This is a genomic window from Pseudomonas palmensis, from assembly GCF_017848315.1.
GTDB lineage: Bacteria > Pseudomonadota > Gammaproteobacteria > Pseudomonadales > Pseudomonadaceae > Aquipseudomonas > Aquipseudomonas palmensis.
This window is the reverse complement of record NZ_JAFKEC010000010.1, coordinates 107,499-126,349: the sequence shown is the minus strand read 5'-3', so window position 1 is coordinate 126,349 and position 18,851 is coordinate 107,499. Positions and strand designations below refer to the sequence as shown.

The window sequence follows — 18,851 nt, the reverse complement described above, 5'->3', positions numbered from 1 at the left end:
GTAGAGAGGCGGGGCGGGTGGGGCAATTGGATCCAGATTTTTTCGGCAGTGGTGTCTACCGGTGCTGGTTTTCTTGCTCTTGCTCTTGCTCTTGCGGTTGCTGTTGCTTTGCTTTTGATCTTTCCGTCCTTCAGGAGGCCGAATGGAGCCTGCGTGTAGTGGGGTGTAGGGCCATGGATGGCCCGGAAAGTGCCGACGGGCAGGGATGCCCGTACGGTGCGGCCCCACGGAGCGTGGGTGGAATGAGGGGACCCGTAGCGAAGCGTAGGGCCGGATGCTGGACGGAGCGGTTTTGCTTACTTTTTCCAAGAAAAAAGTAAGCCGCTGTAAGAGCGGAAGGGGCCTTCGGCGTCTCTGTCCATGCTGGATAAGCTCGCTAACCTTACAACCGTCGCTCCCCGGGAAGGGGGCCGAGAGATTATCCGGCACGGGCGGTGATCCAAGCGCCCCACAAGCCCCCCTGAAGAACCGGAACATCAAAAGCACGATCAGCAGTGCGATGGTGAGCCAGTCACCCGACCATGCCCCGCTCTTCCTCACGCAAGGTCAACACCTCGACCCCCTGCGCCGTCACTGCCACCGTATGCTCCCACTGTGCCGACAGGCTGCGGTCCCGGGTGATCACCGTCCACCCGTCCTTGAGCGTACGCACCCCACGCCCACCTTGGTTGATCATCGGCTCGATGGTGAACACCATGCCCGGCTTGAGCACCAGCCCGCTGTTGCGGTGTCCGTAGTGCAGCACCTGCGGCGCCTCGTGCATCTGCCTGCCGATGCCGTGCCCGCAGTACTCACGCACCACGTTGTAACCCGCGCCCTCGGCAAGCCGCTGTATCGCATGCCCCACATCACCCAGCGTGGCCCCGGGCCGCACCTGGCGAATGCCCGCCCACAATGCGGCATAGGTGGTATCGACCAATTGCCGCGCCTCGTCGGCAATGGCGCCCACCGCATACATCTTCGACGAGTCGGCAATGTAACCACCCTGTTCCAGGGTGATGTCCACATTGATGATCGACCCCGCCTTCAGCACCTCGTCGGCACTTGGCACGCCGTGGCACACCACATGGTCGACGGAGGTGTTGAGCGAATACTTGAACCCGTACTGCCCCTTGCTGGCCGGACGCGCCTTGAGCACATCGACGATGTACGCCTCGGCACGGTCGTTGATCTGCAAGGTGCTGACCCCTGGCGCGACAAAGCCGTCCAGGTGCTCGAACACCCGCGTCAGCAATTGCCCGGCGGTACGCATCAAGGCCAGCTGCTGCGGGTTCTTCAGGATCACCTCGCTCATGCGATCAGCTCCCTGAGGCTGGCCTGCTCCTGGCGCAGCAACTGGCGCAACAGTTCCTGGTAGGTCATGTGCGGGTTGAGCTCGGCCAGCATGCCGATGCGAATCCAGTACTCGGCCTGCGCGTTGATCGAGCGCGACACCGCGCCGCTGGCAATGCGCAGGTCTTCATGCAGCGCGTCATCGATCTTGACGATACCCATTTTAATACTCACTCTGTATACGAAACGTATATATAGCATATAGCCGGTGTGTTGTTCGAGGCCGGCGCCGCAAAGGGGCTGCGGTTGCGATAAACTCCGGCCATGAACCTCGATACCCGCATCAAGTTCCGCCACCTGCTGTGCTTTCTCGAAATCGCCCGTCAAGGCAGTTTCGCCAAGGCCGCCGACGCCGTGGCCATCAGCCAGCCGGCGATTTCCAAGACCCTCAAGGAGCTCGAAGAACTGCTGCAGACGCGATTGTTCGAGCGCGGCAAGCAGGGTGTCGAGCTGACTGCGGCCGGGGTGCGCTTCATGCGCTACGCCGGCCCGTGCGTACAGGCCCTGCGCGAAGGGGTGAGTACCCTGCGCGGCGAGGAACACGCGCCGCCGCAGGTGAAGATCGGCGTGCTCTCGACCGTCGAAAGCCTGCTCATCCCCGAAGTGATCTGCCGCCTGCACCAGCGCCACCCGGCCCTGGTGGTCAGCGTTGCCACCGGCCCCAGTGCGCACCTGCTGGCGCAGTTGCACGTGGGGGAGCTGGACCTGGTGATCGGGCGCATGACCGACAGCCCGCAGATCCAGGGCCTGCTGTTCGAGCATCTGTACAGCGAGTCGATGTCGCTGGTGGTGCGCCCCGGCCACCCGCTGCTGGCACGCAGCCCGATCGAGCGCAACCAGGTGGGCCAGTACCCGCTGGTACTGCCCCTGGCCGGCACCACCATTCGCAAGCATGCCGACAGCCTGTTCGTGCAATGCGCCATCGAACAACCGCAGCAACGTCTGGAAACGCTTTCCCCGGCACTGAGCCGGCGCTATGTGCTGGGCAGCGATGCGGTGTGGGTGGCCCCGCGTGATGCGGTGCGGGTCGACCTGCAGCGGGGCGAGCTGTGCGAGCTCGACCTGGGCGTGCGCGAACCCGGTGGCTCGGTGGGTATCTGCAGCAATGCCGCGCTGCCACAGGCCCTGCCGGCCCAGTGGTTGTGCCAGGTGCTGCGCGAAGTGGCGGGGCAGTACCGCGAAGGACACTACCCGTAGATTTCATCCAGATCCGGGGCGTTGGCTGCAATACTGGCCACTGGCTTATCGGCTGCATGAAGAAGCCTTCACCTGGCTGAACTTCTCGACCTTTTGTCGCTCTCATGCCGGTAGCCATTGGTCGTGGCCGCCTGATAAGCTCGCGGCTTTACTCGATTGCCCTTTTGGCGCATGAACAAGGAAATAGCATGAAACAGCATCGGTTGGCGGCTGCGGTTGCCCTGGTTAGCCTGGTACTGGCGGGTTGCGATTCGCAGACCAGCGTCGAGCTGAAGACCCCGGCACAGAAAGCTTCCTACGGTATCGGCCTGAACATGGGCAAGAGCCTGGCACAGGAAGGCATGGACGATCTCGACTCCAAGGCCGTGGCCCAGGGCATCGAGGACGCTGTCGGCAAGAAGGAACAGAAGATCAAGGACGAAGACCTGGTCGAAGCCTTCGCCGCGCTGCAGAAGCGTGCTGAAGAACGCCTGGTCAAGATGAGCGAAGAGTCGGCCGCCGCCGGCAAGAAGTTCCTTGAAGAAAACGGCAAGAAGGACGGCGTGGTCACCACCGCGTCGGGCCTGCAGTACCAGATCGTGAAGAAGGCCGAAGGCGCCCAGCCCAAGCCTACCGACGTGGTCACTGTTCACTACGAAGGCAAGCTGATCGACGGCAAGGTGTTCGACAGCTCCGTCGAGCGCGGCAGCCCGATCGACCTGCCGGTCAGCGGCGTGATTCCGGGTTGGGTCGAAGGCCTGCAACTGATGCACGTGGGCGAGAAGGTCAAGCTGTTCATTCCGGCTGACCTTGCCTATGGCGCACAGAGCCCTAGCCCGATGATCCCGGCCAACTCGGTACTGGTGTTCGATCTGGAACTGATCGCCATCAAGGACCCGGCCAAGGCAGCAGAAGACGCTGCTGAGAAGTAAGCGTCCCGCTGTGTGCACAACGCCCCGTCTCGACGGGGCGTTGTCGTTTATGGATCGGGCTGAACCGTGGGAGCGATCTGACGTCACACCTTGGTGGCGTGCGCAACTGTGACGGCTTTCGCAAAGTGACCGCGTAATGAAACAGGTGTGTAAAAAACGCCCGATTTGACCCAGGCCCTTGCCTGACGGGCACGTCGAGCCTGAAAATGGCCTCTGTTCACAAGGTTATCCACAAATACTGTGGATAACCTTCCCGGCCCTGCCGTTGGAGGTGGTATGAAAGCACCCTGGAATTTTGCCCGTTTTCTGCCGCTGGCCGAGCGCCTGTTGAGCCGGGGGCGCCTGCCAGCGCTGATCTTCGCCGTGGCGCGCAAGGGCCCGAGCCTGGGCAAGCTCAAGGATGACGTACGCCTGCTGCAGGCGCTGTGCGTGGCGTGGTGGCGTGGCGAGTATCGTGCCATCAGCTCAAGGGCGCTACTGACCATCGTCGCCGGCCTGCTGTACTTTGTCAGCCCGCTGGACGCGATCCCGGACTGGCTGCCCGGCATCGGCCTGCTCGACGATCTCGCCGTACTGGCCTGGGTGCTGAAGACGTTTGACAGCGAGCTGGCGGCTTTTCGCGCCTGGCGCAATCGTCAGTCTCCCGAGAAACTGCGCGTGGTCGAGCGCCTCCCCGACACCCCCGAAGCGTTGCGGCTGGAGCAGGGAAAGCGCTAAATCCGGTTACACCCTGCAATACTGCGCCGGCTGGTACTATATTTGGCATAAGCGCTATACCGAGCGATTACATGCGCAGGTTCTTACAAGGGGGTTGTAATGGGTATTCAGGTTATCAGCCGAGACGGTCAACCCGAGTACGCGGTCGTGCCCTGGGAGCACTATCAAGCGTTGTTGAAGGCGGCAGGTCAACCGGCCGCCACGGCGCAGCCGGCAGGCGTCAACGCCAGCGCCGCTGCACCCACGCCGGCCAGCCTGCCCGCGTTGGGCGAGCTGGCCGCGTTGCGTGAGGCCAAGGGCCTGGCTGCCGAGCAGCTGGCGCGCAAGGTGGGCATCAGTCCGGTGTACCTGGCGCTGATTGAAAGCGGTGAGCGCGAGCCGGATGCCGCGATCCGCCGCAGCCTGGCCTGGGAGCTGGGCGTGGCAGGCTGGAGCGAGCCGTCGTGAGCGGCGTGCGGATCAGCCGTCAGCAATGGGAGGGGCTGCTGGGCGAGCTGGACGTGGCACGCCGGCAACGCCACCTGCTGACCTACCGCGCCTTGCTCGAACGCCTGGAGCTGCCAAGCCCGGCGATGCAGACCCTGACCGCCGCGCTTGAGTACCTGGCGGTGATCGATGCACGCGCCGAGCAGCCACTGCGCAGCTCGCTGGTGATCAGCCAGGGGGCCAGCCGATTGCCACGTACCGGCTTTTTCGAATGCGTCGAGCGCCTGGGGCGGTTTTCCGGGCCATCGGACGGCATGGCCGCAGCATCCTGGCATGCCTCGGAAGTGGTACGGGTGTTCGAGTACAGCTATCCCGAACAGGCCTGAGGCGCCAGCGCCGTATCGATCAGGTACAGGCTGTGCCCGGGCACATCCTTGGCATGGTGCTTGGCCTGGGAGGCGAGGTCGGCCAGTTGGCCGGCATCCAGTTGCGCGCAGGTATGCGCATGCAGTTGCACCACACCGATCGAGAGTGACAGCAACGGGAATTCCTGGCGCTGGCCCAGGCGGTTGTGCGCGATGAAGCACCCGGCCTCCAGGTGCTCGGTGCGGTAGAAGCGCCGACAGGCATTCTGAAAGTCGTCCAGCAGCACGTTCAGGCGCTGCTCCCAATCCTTCGAACCCAGTACCAGCATGAAGTCGTCGCCACCGATATGGCCGACGAAGTCCCGGCTGGGGTCGACCCGTTCGCTCAGGCACTGGGCCAGGCTCAACAGCACTTCGTCGCCCTTGGCATAGCCATAGATGTCGTTGAAGGGCTTGAAGCTGTCGATGTCCACATAACAGATCGCCGCCTCGCGCTGTTGCTGCAGCAAGCGGGTCAGGCATTGCTGGATCGGCACGTTGCCCGGCAACAGAGTCAGCGGGTTGGCATAGCGGGCCTGCTGCAGCTTCTGTTCGGTGATCAGCTTGAGCACGTCGATCACCCGCCCCAGGCCCAGGTAGCGACCGTTCTGGGTAATGATGAAGTCTTCCTCGATGCGCTGGCGCGCGCGGCTGGTCAGCAGGCGGCTGACCTTCTGCAGCGACTGGTTGAGCTCCACCGCCAGAAAGTCCTCGTTCATCAGCCGGCTGATCGGCTTGCGCGCATACAGGTCGGTGGCGAACGGCTTGAGCAGCGCGTCGGACAGCGAATGGCGGTGCACGATGCCGCAGGGGCGCTGGGCATGGTCGAGCACAGCCAGCGAGTTGAGGTTGGCCTGGCGGCGAAACAGCGCCAGTACCTCCAGGGTCGCCGTATCACCGCTCACGGCCGGTTGCTCGTTGAGCAGCGCACTCAGATCGCGGCCGTCCTCACCCAGCACCACCGCGCCACTGTGCGTCGCTGACGGCAGCATGGCGGTAGCGTCGCGGGGCGGTTGCTCCTGCGGCCGGCACAGCAGGTAGCCCTGTACCAGGTCGACCCCCATCTCGGTGAGCACCGCCAGCTCCTCGGCCAGCTCGATGCCCTCGGCAATCACCTTGGCCCGCGACGCCTTGGCGATCTGCAGGATCGAGCCGACGAACTCGCGCTTGACCGCATCCTGGTGAATGCCGTCGATGAAATGCCGGTCGATCTTGACGTAGTCCGGGCGCAGTTCCGACCACAGGCGCAGGCTGGAATAGCCGGCGCCCAGGTCGTCCAGGGCAATCGAAAAGCCCATGTCGCGGTAGTGGTGCAGGGCGTTGAACAGCAGCTGGAAGTCGTCGGTGGGGGTTTGTTCGGTCAACTCGATGACCACCCGGCTGGGTGGGATGCCCAGGCTCTGCAGCAGCTTGAGCGTGCGCCCGGACTGGTATTGCGGCTCGAGCAACGACTCGGGCGACACGTTGAGGAACAGCTTGCCTTCCAGTTGCTGCTGGCTGAAACGCCGGCACGCGCTTTCGCGGCAGGCCACCTCCAGTTCGGTCAGGCGGCCGGCATGGCGGGCCACGGCGAACAGGTTGATGGGGGAGTGCAGCGGGCTGTTGGACGGGCCGCGGCTGAGGGCTTCATAACCGAGGATGCGTCGCTCGGACAGGCAGACGATGGGTTGGAACAGGCTGTGCAAGCCGCTTTGAGCCAGGATGGAGCTCAACGCGCTGAGCTGTTCGGTCACGGTCATGGCAGGGCTACCTTGAAAAAAAGGGACTGGGGCCATCGGCGCCCAGTCCCTTATTTCACGACAGAATGATGACTGTTTGATGACCCGAAAAGGGCACCGTCACATTATTTTGCCATTATCGTTTCAGTGCTTGGCCACCGAGGAATTCAGCCCCAGGTAGTCCAGCAGGATGCGCCCGGTTTCGGCGAGGTACGCGTCATCTTCCGGCTTGGTGTCATCCGGCTCGACCGGCAGGGCGTCTTCGTCTTCCTTCTTCAGTTCCTTGAGCGGCTCTTCGCCCTTGGCCTTGCGCCGGATGTTTTCCAGCGCCAGCTGCTTGCCTTCGATGTCGGCATGGCGAGCGCGGCGTTCCACCTCGTTGAGGCTGACGGTCTTCTCGTTCATCAACTGCTGGGTCAGGGCCAGGCGATCGCGAATGTAGACGAACTCCGGGTCCTTGGCGCTGCGGTTTTCGTGGCGTGCCTTGAGTTGCGCAAGGAACGGCTTGAACGGGTCGACGGCCGGCTTGATGGCCGGGCGGATGGTGTCCCACGGCATGGCTTCGGGCAGGGCGCTCTCGCCGATCTCCTTGGTGTCGATGATCGACGGGTAGTCGATGTCCGGCAACACGCCCTGGTGCTGGGTGCTCTGCCCGGAAACCCGGTAGAACTTGGCCAGGGTCAGCTTGAGCTCGCCGTGGTTGAGCGGCTGGATGGTCTGCACGGTGCCTTTGCCGAAGGTCTGGCCACCGATGATCAGGGCACGGTGGTAGTCCTGCATGGCGCCGGCGAAAATCTCCGAGGCCGAGGCCGACAGGCGATTGACCAGCAGCGCCAGCGGGCCCTTGTAGAAGGCGCCGGTGTTTTCGTCTTCGAGCACGTCGACACGGCCGTCGGCGTTGCGTACCAGCACGGTGGGGCCCTTGTCGATGAACAGGCTGGTCAGCTCGGTGGCTTCCTGCAGGGAGCCGCCGCCGTTGTTGCGCAGGTCGATGACCACGCCGTCGACCTTTTCCTTCTGCAGTTCGGTGAGCAGTTTCTTCACGTCACGGGTGGTGGACTTGTACTCCGGATCCCCGGCGCGGAACGCCTTGAAGTCGAGGTAGAAGGCCGGGATCTCGATGATGCCCAGCTTGTAGTCGCGTCCGTCCTGCTTGAGCTTGAGCACCGACTTCTTGGCTGCCTGTTCTTCGAGCTTGACCGCTTCGCGGGTGATCGAGACGATCTTGCTGGTCTGGTCGTTAGGCGCGTTGCTGGCCGGGATGACCTCCAGGCGCACCACGGAGCCCTTCGGGCCGCGGATCAGCTTGACCACTTCGTCCAGGCGCCAGCCGATCACGTCGACCATTTCCTTGTCGCCCTGGGCAACGCCGATGATCTTGTCGGCCGGGGCCACCTGCTTGGTCTTGGCGGCAGGGCCAGCCGGCACCAGGCGCACGATCTTGACCTGGTCGTTGTCGCTTTGCAGCACCGCGCCGATACCTTCGAGCGACAGGCTCATGTTGATGTCGAAGTTCTCGGCGTTGTCGGGCGACAGGTAGTTGGTGTGCGGGTCGTACGACTGGGCGAAGGTGTTGATGTAGGCCTGGAAGATATCTTCGGCGCGGGTCTGGTCCAGGCGCGCTAGCTGGTTCTTGTAGCGCTTGGTCAGCAGTTCCTGGATGGCCTTGGGTTCCTTGCCGGCGATCTTCAGGCGCAGCACCTCGTCCTTGACGCGTTTGCGCCACAGGTCGTCGAGCTCGGCCTGGTTCTGCAGCCACGGAGCGTCCTTGCGGTCGACCAGCAGGGTTTCCTGGGTGGTGAAGTCGATCTTGTCGACGCCCTTGTTCAGCTCGGCCAGGGCGAAGTCCAGGCGCGATTTCACGCGATCCAGATAACGTTTGTAGATGGTGAAGCCCGGGTCCAGGTTGCCGCTCTTGAGGAAGTCGTCGAACTGCGTCTTCCACTTGTCGAACTCGGCAATATCGCTGGCCATGAAGTAACTGCGCGAGGGATCGAGCAGTTTGATGTAACTGTCGTAGATGATGACCGAGCGCGCATCATTGAGTGGCGGCTTGCTGTAGTGGTGGCGCTTGAGCAACTCGACCACGTTCAGGCTGGCGACCACTTCATCGCGGTCTGGTTGCAACTTGTCCCAACTGTTGGCGGCCGAAGCGGCGCCGGCCAGCGGCAAGCTGCCAAGGCCGATCATCAGGGCGAGGGCAGTGCTGGGCAGGAGATGCTTCATGCTGATTCGACGTAGGGGCAATTGATCACGCATATTAGGCCGTCTTTGAATTCGCCGGTTCCATGGAGCCGGACGCATAATGCAAAAAGCCTGGTGCCAAGGCAGCCAGGCTCAGTCATGACTCAACTATGGAGGCACTGTGAAGGCATTGCAAGGCGTTGACGGACATGTGGAGTGGGTTGAGACGACAAGTCCAACTTGCGATGTAGGTCAAGTACGCATCCGCGTGGCAGCGGCCGGGCTCAATCGCGCCGACCTGTTGCAGCGTGCCGGATTGTACCCGCCGCCACCGGGCGCCAGTGAGTTCCTGGGCCTGGAATGTGCCGGGGTGATCAGCGAAGTGGGAGCCGGGGTGTCCTGGCAGGTGGGCGACCGGGTATGCGCACTGCTGGCCGGTGGCGGCATGGCCGAAGAGGTGGTGGTCGACGCGCGCCACGTGCTGCCGGTGCCCGAGGGCCTGAGCCTGCAGCAGGCGGCTGCGATCCCGGAGGTATACGCCACGGCCTGGCTCAACCTGTTCCAGCTGGGCGGCCTCAAGCCGGGCGAGAAGGTGTTGTTGCATGCCGGCGCCAGCGGCGTGGGGTCGGCGGCCATCCAGCTGTGCAAGGCGTTCGGCAGCCCCAGCTGGGTCAGCGTGGGCTCGGCCGAGCGGCTGGCCTATTGTCAGGCGCTGGGCGCCAGCGGTGGCGTGGTGCGCGGTGACGATATAGAGGCGCTGAACGACTTCGCCCCGTTCGATGTGATCCTGGACCCGGTGGGGGCCAACTATGCGGCGCTCAACCTCAAGCTGCTGGCCCGTGACGGGCGCTGGGTGATCATCGGCCTGATGGGTGGGCGCAAGGCCGAGCTGGACCTGGCCCAGGTACTGGCCAAGCGGGTGCAGGTGACCGGCTCGACCCTGCGCAATCGCGATGACCAGTTCAAGGCCGACCTGCTCAGTGACCTGGGCCAACAGGTGTGGCCGCTGTTCGCCGAAGGGCGCTTGAAGCCGCAACTGGTAGGCAGCTATGCGGTGAAGGATGCCGAGGCGGCGTATGCCGAACTGGCGGGCAACCAGGTATCGGGCAAGTTGGTGCTGGTGATCGACGACAGCCTGGTATAGGGCCCTGTTCGCCGGCAAGGCCGACTCCTGCAGGAGCCGACCTTGCCGGCGAACTTTTTTCAGGCCCAGGCCAGAATCGGCCAGCCATTCTTCTCGGCATGCTCGCGCAGCACCGGGTCCGGGTTGACCACATACGGGTGGTCAACCTTCAGCAGCAACGGCAGGTCATTGCGCGAATCGGAATAGAAGCTTGCGCCTTCCAGGTTCTCTTCCTGCTGGTCCAGCCACTCCAGCAAGCGGGTGATCTTGCCTTCGCGGTAGGTCAGGGTGCCCACGGTCTTGCCGGTGTAGAACCCTTTTTCCACTTCCAGCTCGATGCCCAGGTACTCGTCGATCCCCAGGCGCGAGGCAATCGGTCCCACCAGATGCACACCCGAGGCCGAGATCACCAGAATTCGATCCCCCGCCTTGCGGTGCTCGGCAATGGTGCGGGTGGCCTCACTGAAGATGATCGGCTCGATGAAGTCTTCCACCCACGGCTCGACCAGATGATCGACTTCCTCTGGTGTGCGCCCGATCAGCGGCTCCAGGCTGAACGCCATGTAGTCTTCCATCGCCAGGTGCCCCTTGCCGTAGGCCTCCATCAGCTCACGGTCCCTGCGCAGGAACGACTCACCGTCCACCCAGCCCAGGCGCACCATCTGCTCGCTCCACAGCGAGGCGCAGTCGCCGTGGATCAGGGTTTCATCCAGATCGAAAATCGCTAAAGCCATAACAACAAAACTCCTGTTCGGCCCTCAGGCAACTTCGCAGAGGGCGGTGGGATCGATGGACAAGGATACCCGCTCGCCGTCCGCATGCAGATCGGCGGCTGAACGATTGAGCACATCCACCACCAGTTCCACACCACGCGCTTCGATGCGGTAGCGGATCACGTTGCCCAGCAGGCTGTGACTGCGCACCAGGCCTTCGCGTTCGCCTTCCAGGCTCAGCGCGATGGCTTCGGGGCGGATTGCCAGGCGGCTGTTCACCGTACGTTGCAGCAGGCGGCTGGCACTCTGGGCATCGAGCAGGTTGTAGTTGCCGATGAAGCCGGCCGCGAAGGCATCCACGGGCGCGGTGTACAGCGATTCGGCATCGCCGCTCTGCACGATGCGGCCCTGGTTCATCAGGAAGATGCGGTCGGACATGGTCAGCGCCTCTTCCTGGTCATGGGTGACGAAGATGGTGGTCAGGCCCAGCTCGCGCTGGATCTGGCGGATCTGTTCGCGCAGGTGCTTGCGGATGCGTGCATCCAGCGCCGACAGCGGCTCGTCCAGCAGCAACACGCGCGGGCGGGTCACCAGCGAGCGGGCCAGGGCCACGCGCTGGCACTGGCCGCCGGAGAGCTGGTGCGGGTAGCGGCTGGCAAAGTCCTGCAACTCGACCATGCGCAGCGCCTCGAGTACCCGTGGGCGGCTGTCTTGGCCCTTGATCTTCTGCATGCGCAGGCCGAAGGCGACGTTCTGTTCCACGCTCATGTTGGGGAACAGCGCGTAGCTCTGGAACACCATGCCGATGCCGCGCTTTTGCGGGCTCTGCGGTACCAGGTCCTGCCCGTCGAGCAGGATCCTGCCGCTGTCTACAGCGGTCAGGCCGGCGATGCAGCGCAGCAGGGTGGACTTGCCGCAGCCGGAGGGGCCGAGCAGGGTGACGAACTCACCGCGGCCGATCTCGCAGTTGATGTCGTTGAACACCGCGCTGGCGCCGTAGCTTTTTTGCAGGTTCTGGATGCTGACGAAGCTCATTTCAGGTCTTGTCCTTGTTCAGGCGGTTGGCTGCCCAGGTCAGCACCAGCACGAAGAGGAAGTAGGAAATCACCAGCGCGCTGTTGAAGTGCCCGCTGCTGTTGCGCATGTTGTTCAGGTACACCTGCAGCGTCTCGTAGCGGGTGCCCACCAGCAGGTTGGCAAACACGAACTCGCCGAACAGGAACGAGAACGACAGCAGCAGCGCCACCATCAGGCCCTTGCGCAGGTTGGGCAGCACCACCAGAAACGCGGCCTGCCAGGTGTTGGCCCCCAGCAACTGGGCGGCATCCATCAGGTCGCGCAGGTTGATCGCCTGCAGGTTGTTGGTGATGGCGCGGTACATGAAGGGCAGGGCCACGGTGAAATAGCAGCCGATCAAAATCCACGGCGTGCCGACCATCGCCATCGGCCCCGAGCCATACAGCTGCAGCAGCCCCACCGACGACACTACCGGCGGCACCGCGAAGGGCAGCAGGATGAGGATGTTCATCAGTGCGTCGAGCCTGGGGAAGTGGTAGTGCACCACGAACAGCAGCGGCAGGATCAGCAGCACCGACAGTACCAGCGCGCCCACGCACACCAGCAGCGACTGGCCGAAGGCGGCCAGAAAACGCGGCTCGCTCCACAGCGCAAGGTACCACTTGAAGGTCAGCCCGCTGGGCAGCAGGCTGGCCGACCAGCTGGTGGACAACGAATAGAGCAGGGTGCCGGCCAGCGGCAGCAGCAGGATCACGAACAGTACGTACACCACCACGCGGTGGTAGAGCCCGGCCGGGCCCGATTCAGCGCGAGACATGGTAGCTCCTCTTCAACAGCCACTGGTGCACCAGCGTGACCAGGGTCATCAGCCCCACCAGGATCATCGCCAGCGCGCTGGCCAGGTTCGGGTCCAACGAGATGTCGCCGGACACCAGCGCGGCGATGCGGATCGGCAGCACGTTGAAGTTGCCGGTGGTCAGTGCGTACACCGTGGCGTAGGCGCCCAGTGCGTTGGCCAGCAGGATCACGAAGGTGCCCAGCAGCGCCGGGGTCAGCACCGGCAGGCCGATCAGGCGCCAGTAGTCCCAGGCGCTGGCGCCCAGCAGGGCGGCCGATTCGCGCCAGTCTTCGCGCAGGGCGTCGAACGCCGGGTACAGCAGCAGTACGCCCAGCGGGATCTGGAAGTAGGTGTAGAGGATGATCAGCCCGGTCTTGGAGTAGAGGTTGAAGTCCTCGATGATCCCGGCCTGCTTGAGCAGCAGGGTCAGCGCGCCGTTGAAGCCAAGCAGGATGATGAAGGCGAAGGCCAGCGGCACGCCGGAGAAGTTGCTGGTCATGTTGGCGAAGGCGTTGACGAAGTCGCGCAGGCGCGAGTCCACCTTGCGCAGCGAATAGCTGCCCAGGATGGCGATCAGGATGCCGAACAGACTCGACCAGAAGCTGATCTCCAGGCTGTGCTGGATGGCCTGGCGGTAGAACTTCGAGCCCAGCACCTTGCTGAAATTGTCCAGGCCCCAACCACTTTCGGCCTGCAGGCTGTGCACGGCCACCCAGGTCAGCGGGGCGATCTGGAAGATGATGAAAAATACCGCGAAGGGCAGCAGGCACAACAGCGCCAGCCATTTGCCACGGGTGATCGAGTTCACGAGAGCAGCTCCCGGCATACCGGCTTGTCGTGGGGGATGCCGAGCAGTTCGCATACGGTGCCGCACAGTTCGGTCTGCAGGGGCTTGGCGGCCGGGTCGAGGCTGAACCGGTCGCCGAACACGAACAGCGGCACTTCGCGCTCCTCGGGCAACACGCCGTTGTGCGAGCGGTCGTTGTTCATGCCGTGGTCGGCGGTGATCAGCACCTGGTAGCCGTCCTGCAGCCAGGTGCTGAGGTAGTCGGCCAGCAGGATATCGGCGCTGCGTGCGCTGTTGCGGTACTGGCTGCTGTCCAGGCCATGCTTGTGCCCGGCATCGTCGATGTTCATCGGATGCACCAGCAGGAAGTTCGGTGCGTGCTTGCGCCGCAGGTACTCGGCGTCGGCGAACAGGTGCGAGTCGGGGTAGTGGTCGGCGTAGTAGAACAGGCCATGCTGGATCGGCAGTTTCGGCGCATGGGTGTGGCGGTCACGCAGCGGTTCGAAAGGGGAGCGGTTGTACAGCTCGCTGACCCAGTGGTAGGCCGCGGCGGCGGTGCTCAGCCCGGCGTCGCGGGCGTAGTGGAAAATGCTGCGTTGGGTGGACAGGCGCGTGACGTTGTTGTGCACGATGCCGCTGTCGATCGGCGGCACACCGGTGAGGATGCATTCGTAGAGTGGTCGCGACAGTGCCGGCAGCTCGCATTCCAGGCGGTACAGGGCAGCGCGGTCTGCTTCTACATAGGCATGCAGGTGGCCCATGGCGTGGTGGGCCACCTGGTGGTTGAGGCCGTCGAGGATGACGAGGATGACGTTGTGGTTCATGGGTGGCTCCGGTGACAGCGATGACCACATCGCGGGTCAAGCCCGCTCCTTGTGGGAGCGGGCCTGACCCGCGATGGTTTCACTCCATCTCGATGATGACCTGCTCCTGCCACTTCTGCGGCAGGGCCTTGGAGGTGGCTTCCCATGCCGCTGCATCCTTGATCGGCTGCGCCGGCGCGTACTGCTCGTTGGGCAGCAGCTTGGCCTGCACGTCCGCCGGCAGCTTCAGGTGCTCGGCACGAATCGGCCGCGCATGGCCGATGGCCAGGTTGGTCTGCCCGGCATCGCTGAAGATGTATTCACGGGTCAGCTTGGCGGCGTTCGGATGCTTGGCGTACTTGTTGATGATGGTGGTGTAGCCGGACATCACCGAGCCGTCGGACGGGATCAGCACCTCGAAGCGTTTCGGGTCGATCTGCTCGCGGTAGCTCAGGCCGTTGAAGTCCCACACCACGCCGACCTCGATCTCGCCCTTCTCAAGGGTCTGGATGGTCGGGTTGGCCAGCGACAGGCGCTTCTGCTGGGCCAGCTTGGTGAACAGTTGCAGGCCCGGCTCGATGTTGGACTCGTCGCCCTTGTAGGCAATGGCTGCAGCCAGTACGCCGTTGGCCGCCTGGGCAGCGGTGCCGACGTCACCGATGGCGACCTTGTACTTGCCCTTTTCCAGGTCGTGCCAGGTCTTGGGAATGTCTTCTTCCTTGACCAGCTGCTTGTTGATGATGAAGGCGATGGTGCCGGTATAGGCCAGTGCCCAGTGTCCGTCCTGGTCCTTGGCCCAGGTCGGTATCTGCTCCCAGGTGCTGGGCTTGTACGGCTGGGTCACGCCCTTGGCCAGCGCAATGGGGCCGAAGGCGGCGCCGACGTCGCCGATATCGGCGCTGGCGTTGTCTTTCTCGGCATCGAACTTGGCCACTTCCTGGGCCGAGCTCATGTCGGTGTCCATGTGCTTGAGGCCGTACTTGCTCGCCAGGTCCGCCCAGGTGCCCTTCCAGTTGGCCCAGGCATCGGGCATGCCGACGCTGTTGACGACGCCTTCCTTGCGGGCGGCGTCCTCGAGGGCCTTGAGGTCGGTGTCCGCGGCCATGGCCGAGGTGCACAGGGCAATACTGGTGCCTAACAGTGAGGCCAGAAAAAGCTGTTTCATCCGAAGCTCCTTGATGGGTGCCGTGCAAAACGCTGAGAGGGTTTCGATTCGGTTGGTCTAGGTCAGCAATACCCGAGCCAAGGTAGGCCGGTTGCATGACAGTTTGATGTCGAAGGCGCCGCGCCAGGTGTGTGCAGCGGCCCTGAAAATAGAGCGTAGACCAGTTTCAAGTGCTTGATCCGCAACGCCTTGACCGCACTCGACCGGGCCTGTGCGTGACCGTCCGGCGCGCTGTCATGTGCCGTTCATGTGGATTGCCTAGGCTTTGGTTACTCCGCCCGGCCATCGTTGCTGCGCCGTTCTGGCACACGCACCAGGCTGGACTAGTCCAGATAGGTAACCCTTGATGCATCGACTGCCCACGCGTGCAGTAACAGCCATATGCAATGCCCTGCAAGAGCAGATCGAGCATGGCCTGCTGGCGCCCGGCTGCAAGTTGCCGGCCGAACGCAAGCTCAGCGAGGTGTTCGATACCACGCGTATCACCCTGCGCGAGGCGCTGGTGCAACTGGAGGCCTGCGGGCTGATCTACCGCGAGGAACGCCGTGGCTGGTTCGTGGCGCCCCAGCGCCTGAGCTATGACCTGATCGAGCGCAGCCACTTCCATGCCATGGTGCGCGACCAGGGCCGACAGCCGGCTACCGAACTGTTGTCGGCCCGGCTGCAGCCGGCGCCGGCGGCGATCTGTGCGCGCCTGCAATTGCCGGCGCTGTCCAGCGTGATCCAGATCTGCCGCCTGCGGCGTATCGATGGGCGCGCGGTGCTCTATGCCGAGCACTACCTCAACCCCGAGTACTTTGCCGGGATTCTGGATTTCGACCTGAGCCAGTCGCTGACCGAGCTGTACGCGCTGCACTACGGCATCGCCTATGGCCGGGTGCGTTTCGAGACGCTGCCCACCGCGTTGCCGGTAGCGGCGGCGATGGCACTGAAGGTGTCGGCCGGCAGTGCCGGCCTGCATATCACCCGGGTCAACAGCGACCAGCACGGGCGGCTGATCGACTGCGACCTGGAGTACTGGCGCCACGATGCGATTCGCATCGTGGCCGAGGCGGGCTAGGCGTTGCTGTCGGCGGGGGCGGTGTCCTGCGCGGGGCCACCGCCGGCGGTCACCACCTGCACCGAAAGACGCGGGGTAGCCAGGTCCAGCCCGGCTTCGTCGAGCTGGCGCTTGAGCGCCAGGTTGAATGCCCGCGACACCTCCCATTGCTTGATCGGCGCGGTCTTGAAGCGCGCGCGCAGCACCGCCGAGCCGGACTCGAAGCTCTCTACCCCCTGGAACTCCAGCGGCGACCAGATATTGCGCCGTTGCAGCGGATCGCTGCGCATCTTCTGGCCCACGTCGCGAACCAGGCCGATGGCCTTGTCGATGCTCATGTTGTAGGGGATGGCGATGCGGAAGATCGCGTAGCCGAATTCGCGCGAGTAGTTCTTGATGCTCTTGATCTCGCTGAACGGGATGGTGTGCACGATGCCGTCGATGTCGCGCAGGCGCACGGTACGGATGGTCAGGCCTTCGACGGTCCCCAGGTGGCCGCCTACATCCACATAATCATCGATGGCCAGGGAGTCCTCGATGATGATGAACAGGCCGGTGATCAGGTCGGCCACCAGCGATTGCGCACCAAAGCCGATGGCCAGGCCGATCACACCGGCACCGGCCAGCAGCGGCGTGACGTTCATGCCCATGTTGGCCAGGGCCACGATCACCGCGATGATGAAGATGGCCACGAACAGCACGTTGCGGATCAGCGGCATCATGGTTTGCGCACGGGCATTGGCCAGGCCCTTGCGCGAGCGGGTCAGTGCGTGGTGCACGGCGGTGTCGCTGAGGATCCACACCAGCCAGGCGGCGATCAGCGTACCGGCCAGGCCGAACACGCGCACCGCCACCTCGTGGCCTTCGCCCTCGGTGAAACCGATCAGCGAGAAGCCCCATACCCGCAGGCCCAGCTCGATGAACACCAGCCAGATGAGCAGGTGCACCAGGGTGTAGCCAAAGCTCTTGAGGCGTTCGGCGTAGACCGCCTGGCGCCGGTTGGCCCGCTGCGGCTTGAGCGCATGGCGGCGCACCAGGCCATTGACCACCATGCACATCACCACCAGCACCGTGCACATCAGCGACTGGCGCAGGGCCGTGCTGGTGTCGCCGGCGGACACGAACGTGGCGAACAGCGAAATGCCCACCAGCACCAGGGCCGGCAGGTACCAGAAGGTGCCGAGGATCTCGATGGTGTCGCTCAGGGCGCGGCGCGTCAGGCGCCGAGACAGCGGCTGGTTGCGAATGAGGTGCGCGATGGGGCGGCGAAAGCGCAGGATGAACAGCCCGGTGGACAGCGCCGCCAGAATGTTGGCCAGGGTCGCCAGGGTGTGCGCCAGGTGGTCGCCCAGGGCGGCGGCCATGCGTGGGTCGTTCATCGCCTCGCCGAAGGCGGCAAAGCTGCCGATCAGCCACAGCGGACGGAACGCGCGGTGGCGCAGGATGTACAGGGCGCGGTGGCGGTGCGGGCCATCGAGCAGCGAGAAGGCGATCACGCAGATGGCCGAGAAGCAGGTGCCGACCACCAGGGCGTAGGCCAGTACCATGGCCATCGACTTGCCCAGCGACGAGGGCAGGGCAAAGCTCAGGTACACGGTGATGATCAGCGCCACCAGCCAAGGCCCGAGCTTGCGCAGGGCGAAGCGCACCAGGTCCCAGGTGCGCGGGTGTTGCGGCAGCTCTTCGGTGAGGCCGAAGCGCAGGCGCACCTGGTGGCTGACCCAGTTCAGCGCGTAGGCCAGCAGGCTCCAGAGCGCGATGATGGCGGCGAAACCGAACAGGATCGTCGGCCATTCATGCACCGGCACCACCCGCGCACTGAGCTCGATCTGGGCCAGTTCCAGTTCGCGGCTCCAGCGGTTGAACGGGCTGGCCTCGCCGCTGAACTGCTTTTCCAGTTCGTTGAAGGTGGTGCCGATCAGGCCCAGCACACCTTGCTCGGCACTGGGCTGGGCTTGCCTGGTGGCGTCGCGCAGCTTCTTCAGGTCGGCCAGCAGCTTGCTGCGTTGCTGGTCGTTCTCGAGGTTCTTGATGACATCGTCGAGCGATTGCGCGAGGGGTTCAGTCGCCTCGGGCTGGGGTTTGCTCGAACCGCCAAGCAGGCCCGGAAGGCCGGCCGCGTGTGCGTGGCCCAGGGGCAGGAACAGAATCAGCAGCAGGGACAGGAAACGCAGGAAGGCAGGCACCGGACGATCAACCTCGAACACTCAATCGCCCGAGTGTAGAGCATTTGTCAGGTGAGTTTCTCGAGGATCTTCCACACCATGATGCCCAGGATGCCCAGCATGCCGATCCACATCATCAGCACCCCGCTGTTGCGCTCGCGCATGCTGAAGCCGACGGTGAGCAGGATCAACCCGGCGATCACCGGGAGGAACATCGTTTGAAACTCGGACATGCGCAAGGTCCTTATGCTGTAGGAGGTGTAATGATGGGCAAGCATAGCGCCAAATGTTTGCGCGCGGGTTGATGGGGGT

The 18,851-nt window shown here is 63.9% G+C and carries 19 protein-coding genes; 7 read left to right on the top strand and 12 right to left on the bottom strand.

Going from position 1 to position 18,851, the window contains the following annotated elements; genetic code table 11:
- Window positions 1-511: 511 nt before the first annotated feature.
- Both map and JZZ72_RS08860 read right to left on the bottom strand, forming a co-directional pair.
- Entirely contained in the window at window positions 512-1,294 is a 783-nt protein-coding gene (map, locus tag JZZ72_RS08865; RefSeq protein WP_043859969.1) for a type I methionyl aminopeptidase, read from the bottom strand.
- Window positions 1,291-1,494, bottom strand: a complete 204-nt coding sequence (locus JZZ72_RS08860) for a ParD-like family protein (RefSeq protein ID WP_043859970.1) — start codon at window positions 1,492-1,494, stop codon at window positions 1,291-1,293. The genes map and JZZ72_RS08860 overlap by 4 nt, the downstream gene beginning before the upstream one ends.
- 102 nt (window positions 1,495-1,596) lie before the next feature.
- Between JZZ72_RS08860 and pcaQ the strand changes: the two genes are divergently transcribed.
- From pcaQ to JZZ72_RS08835, 5 genes are all read left to right on the top strand, one after another.
- Window positions 1,597-2,529, top strand: a complete 933-nt coding sequence (gene pcaQ, locus JZZ72_RS08855) for a pca operon transcription factor PcaQ (RefSeq protein WP_043859971.1) — start codon at window positions 1,597-1,599, stop codon at window positions 2,527-2,529.
- Window positions 2,530-2,717: 188 nt separating this feature from the next.
- A complete protein-coding gene (locus JZZ72_RS08850; RefSeq protein ID WP_054914671.1) occupies window positions 2,718-3,440 on the top strand; it encodes an FKBP-type peptidyl-prolyl cis-trans isomerase in 723 nt (240 codons plus the stop codon).
- Window positions 3,441-3,716: 276 nt separating this feature from the next.
- Entirely contained in the window at window positions 3,717-4,157 is a 441-nt protein-coding gene (locus JZZ72_RS08845) for a YkvA family protein (protein WP_043859973.1), read from the top strand.
- A 99-nt stretch (window positions 4,158-4,256) separates the two neighbouring features.
- A complete protein-coding gene (locus JZZ72_RS08840) occupies window positions 4,257-4,604 on the top strand; it encodes a helix-turn-helix domain-containing protein (RefSeq protein WP_058541022.1) in 348 nt (115 codons plus the stop codon).
- Window positions 4,601-4,969, top strand: a complete 369-nt coding sequence (locus JZZ72_RS08835) for a hypothetical protein (protein WP_043859975.1) — start codon at window positions 4,601-4,603, stop codon at window positions 4,967-4,969. Before JZZ72_RS08840 ends, JZZ72_RS08835 begins: the two co-directional genes overlap by 4 nt.
- Here JZZ72_RS08835 and JZZ72_RS08830 read toward each other — a convergent pair.
- The gene (locus JZZ72_RS08830; protein WP_054914669.1) at window positions 4,951-6,726 is read right to left on the bottom strand and encodes a GGDEF domain-containing protein; all 1,776 of its coding nucleotides are present in this window, start codon (window positions 6,724-6,726) and stop codon (window positions 4,951-4,953) included. The genes JZZ72_RS08835 and JZZ72_RS08830 overlap by 19 nt on opposite strands.
- A gap of 123 nt (window positions 6,727-6,849) precedes the next feature.
- Window positions 6,850-8,931, bottom strand: coding sequence for a carboxy terminal-processing peptidase (locus tag JZZ72_RS08825; protein WP_167400229.1), 2,082 nt, complete (start codon window positions 8,929-8,931; stop codon window positions 6,850-6,852).
- 139 nt (window positions 8,932-9,070) lie between these two features.
- Between JZZ72_RS08825 and JZZ72_RS08820 the strand changes: the two genes are divergently transcribed.
- Window positions 9,071-10,033, top strand: a complete 963-nt coding sequence (locus JZZ72_RS08820; RefSeq protein WP_043859978.1) for an NAD(P)H-quinone oxidoreductase — start codon at window positions 9,071-9,073, stop codon at window positions 10,031-10,033.
- Window positions 10,034-10,092: 59 nt separating this feature from the next.
- Here JZZ72_RS08820 and JZZ72_RS08815 read toward each other — a convergent pair whose 3' ends face one another.
- From JZZ72_RS08815 to JZZ72_RS08790, 6 genes are all read right to left on the bottom strand, one after another.
- Window positions 10,093-10,746, bottom strand: coding sequence for an HAD family hydrolase (locus JZZ72_RS08815; RefSeq protein ID WP_078479783.1), 654 nt, complete (start codon window positions 10,744-10,746; stop codon window positions 10,093-10,095).
- Window positions 10,747-10,770: 24 nt separating this feature from the next.
- Complete coding sequence (locus JZZ72_RS08810) at window positions 10,771-11,760, bottom strand: ABC transporter ATP-binding protein (RefSeq protein WP_210014298.1); 990 nt, start codon at window positions 11,758-11,760, stop codon at window positions 10,771-10,773.
- A 1-nt stretch (window position 11,761) separates the two neighbouring features.
- A complete protein-coding gene (locus tag JZZ72_RS08805) occupies window positions 11,762-12,559 on the bottom strand; it encodes an ABC transporter permease (protein ID WP_054914667.1) in 798 nt (265 codons plus the stop codon).
- On the bottom strand, window positions 12,546-13,406 hold the full coding sequence (locus tag JZZ72_RS08800) for an ABC transporter permease (protein ID WP_177332933.1): 861 nt from the start codon (window positions 13,404-13,406) through the stop codon (window positions 12,546-12,548). Before JZZ72_RS08800 ends, JZZ72_RS08805 begins: the two co-directional genes overlap by 14 nt.
- Window positions 13,385-14,191, bottom strand: coding sequence for an alkaline phosphatase family protein (locus tag JZZ72_RS08795; RefSeq protein WP_054914666.1), 807 nt, complete (start codon window positions 14,189-14,191; stop codon window positions 13,385-13,387). The genes JZZ72_RS08800 and JZZ72_RS08795 overlap by 22 nt, the downstream gene beginning before the upstream one ends.
- Before the next feature lie 79 nt (window positions 14,192-14,270).
- A complete protein-coding gene (locus JZZ72_RS08790; RefSeq protein ID WP_043859983.1) occupies window positions 14,271-15,335 on the bottom strand; it encodes an ABC transporter substrate-binding protein in 1,065 nt (354 codons plus the stop codon).
- Window positions 15,336-15,681: 346 nt separating this feature from the next.
- On the opposite strand from JZZ72_RS08790, the gene JZZ72_RS08785 reads away from it, so the two are divergent.
- On the top strand, window positions 15,682-16,395 hold the full coding sequence (locus tag JZZ72_RS08785; RefSeq protein ID WP_043859984.1) for a UTRA domain-containing protein: 714 nt from the start codon (window positions 15,682-15,684) through the stop codon (window positions 16,393-16,395).
- Here the strand turns inward: JZZ72_RS08785 and JZZ72_RS08780 are convergent.
- Both JZZ72_RS08780 and JZZ72_RS08775 read right to left on the bottom strand, forming a co-directional pair.
- Window positions 16,392-18,560, bottom strand: a complete 2,169-nt coding sequence (locus JZZ72_RS08780; RefSeq protein WP_054914665.1) for a mechanosensitive ion channel family protein — start codon at window positions 18,558-18,560, stop codon at window positions 16,392-16,394. The two genes, JZZ72_RS08785 and JZZ72_RS08780, sit on opposite strands and share 4 nt — an antisense overlap.
- Window positions 18,561-18,607: 47 nt before the next feature.
- Window positions 18,608-18,772, bottom strand: coding sequence for a hypothetical protein (locus JZZ72_RS08775; protein WP_167400231.1), 165 nt, complete (start codon window positions 18,770-18,772; stop codon window positions 18,608-18,610).
- Window positions 18,773-18,851: the final 79 nt, after the last annotated feature.

Coding starts and splice junctions, on each gene's coding strand:
- JZZ72_RS08785 (WP_043859984.1), top strand. CDS start 15,682: ATGCATCGACTGCCCACGCGTGCAGTAACAGCCATATGCAATGCCCTG.
- JZZ72_RS08860 (WP_043859970.1), bottom strand. CDS start 1,494: ATGGGTATCGTCAAGATCGATGACGCGCTGCATGAAGACCTGCGCATT.
- map (WP_043859969.1), bottom strand. CDS start 1,294: ATGAGCGAGGTGATCCTGAAGAACCCGCAGCAGCTGGCCTTGATGCGT.
- JZZ72_RS08790 (WP_043859983.1), bottom strand. CDS start 15,335: ATGAAACAGCTTTTTCTGGCCTCACTGTTAGGCACCAGTATTGCCCTG.
- JZZ72_RS08775 (WP_167400231.1), bottom strand. CDS start 18,772: ATGTCCGAGTTTCAAACGATGTTCCTCCCGGTGATCGCCGGGTTGATC.
- JZZ72_RS08800 (WP_177332933.1), bottom strand. CDS start 13,406: ATGCCGGGAGCTGCTCTCGTGAACTCGATCACCCGTGGCAAATGGCTG.
- JZZ72_RS08810 (WP_210014298.1), bottom strand. CDS start 11,760: ATGAGCTTCGTCAGCATCCAGAACCTGCAAAAAAGCTACGGCGCCAGC.
- JZZ72_RS08825 (WP_167400229.1), bottom strand. CDS start 8,931: ATGAAGCATCTCCTGCCCAGCACTGCCCTCGCCCTGATGATCGGCCTT.
- JZZ72_RS08830 (WP_054914669.1), bottom strand. CDS start 6,726: ATGACCGTGACCGAACAGCTCAGCGCGTTGAGCTCCATCCTGGCTCAA.
- JZZ72_RS08815 (WP_078479783.1), bottom strand. CDS start 10,746: ATGGCTTTAGCGATTTTCGATCTGGATGAAACCCTGATCCACGGCGAC.
- pcaQ (WP_043859971.1), top strand. CDS start 1,597: ATGAACCTCGATACCCGCATCAAGTTCCGCCACCTGCTGTGCTTTCTC.
- JZZ72_RS08805 (WP_054914667.1), bottom strand. CDS start 12,559: ATGTCTCGCGCTGAATCGGGCCCGGCCGGGCTCTACCACCGCGTGGTG.
- JZZ72_RS08840 (WP_058541022.1), top strand. CDS start 4,257: ATGGGTATTCAGGTTATCAGCCGAGACGGTCAACCCGAGTACGCGGTC.
- JZZ72_RS08845 (WP_043859973.1), top strand. CDS start 3,717: ATGAAAGCACCCTGGAATTTTGCCCGTTTTCTGCCGCTGGCCGAGCGC.
- JZZ72_RS08795 (WP_054914666.1), bottom strand. CDS start 14,191: ATGAACCACAACGTCATCCTCGTCATCCTCGACGGCCTCAACCACCAG.
- JZZ72_RS08850 (WP_054914671.1), top strand. CDS start 2,718: ATGAAACAGCATCGGTTGGCGGCTGCGGTTGCCCTGGTTAGCCTGGTA.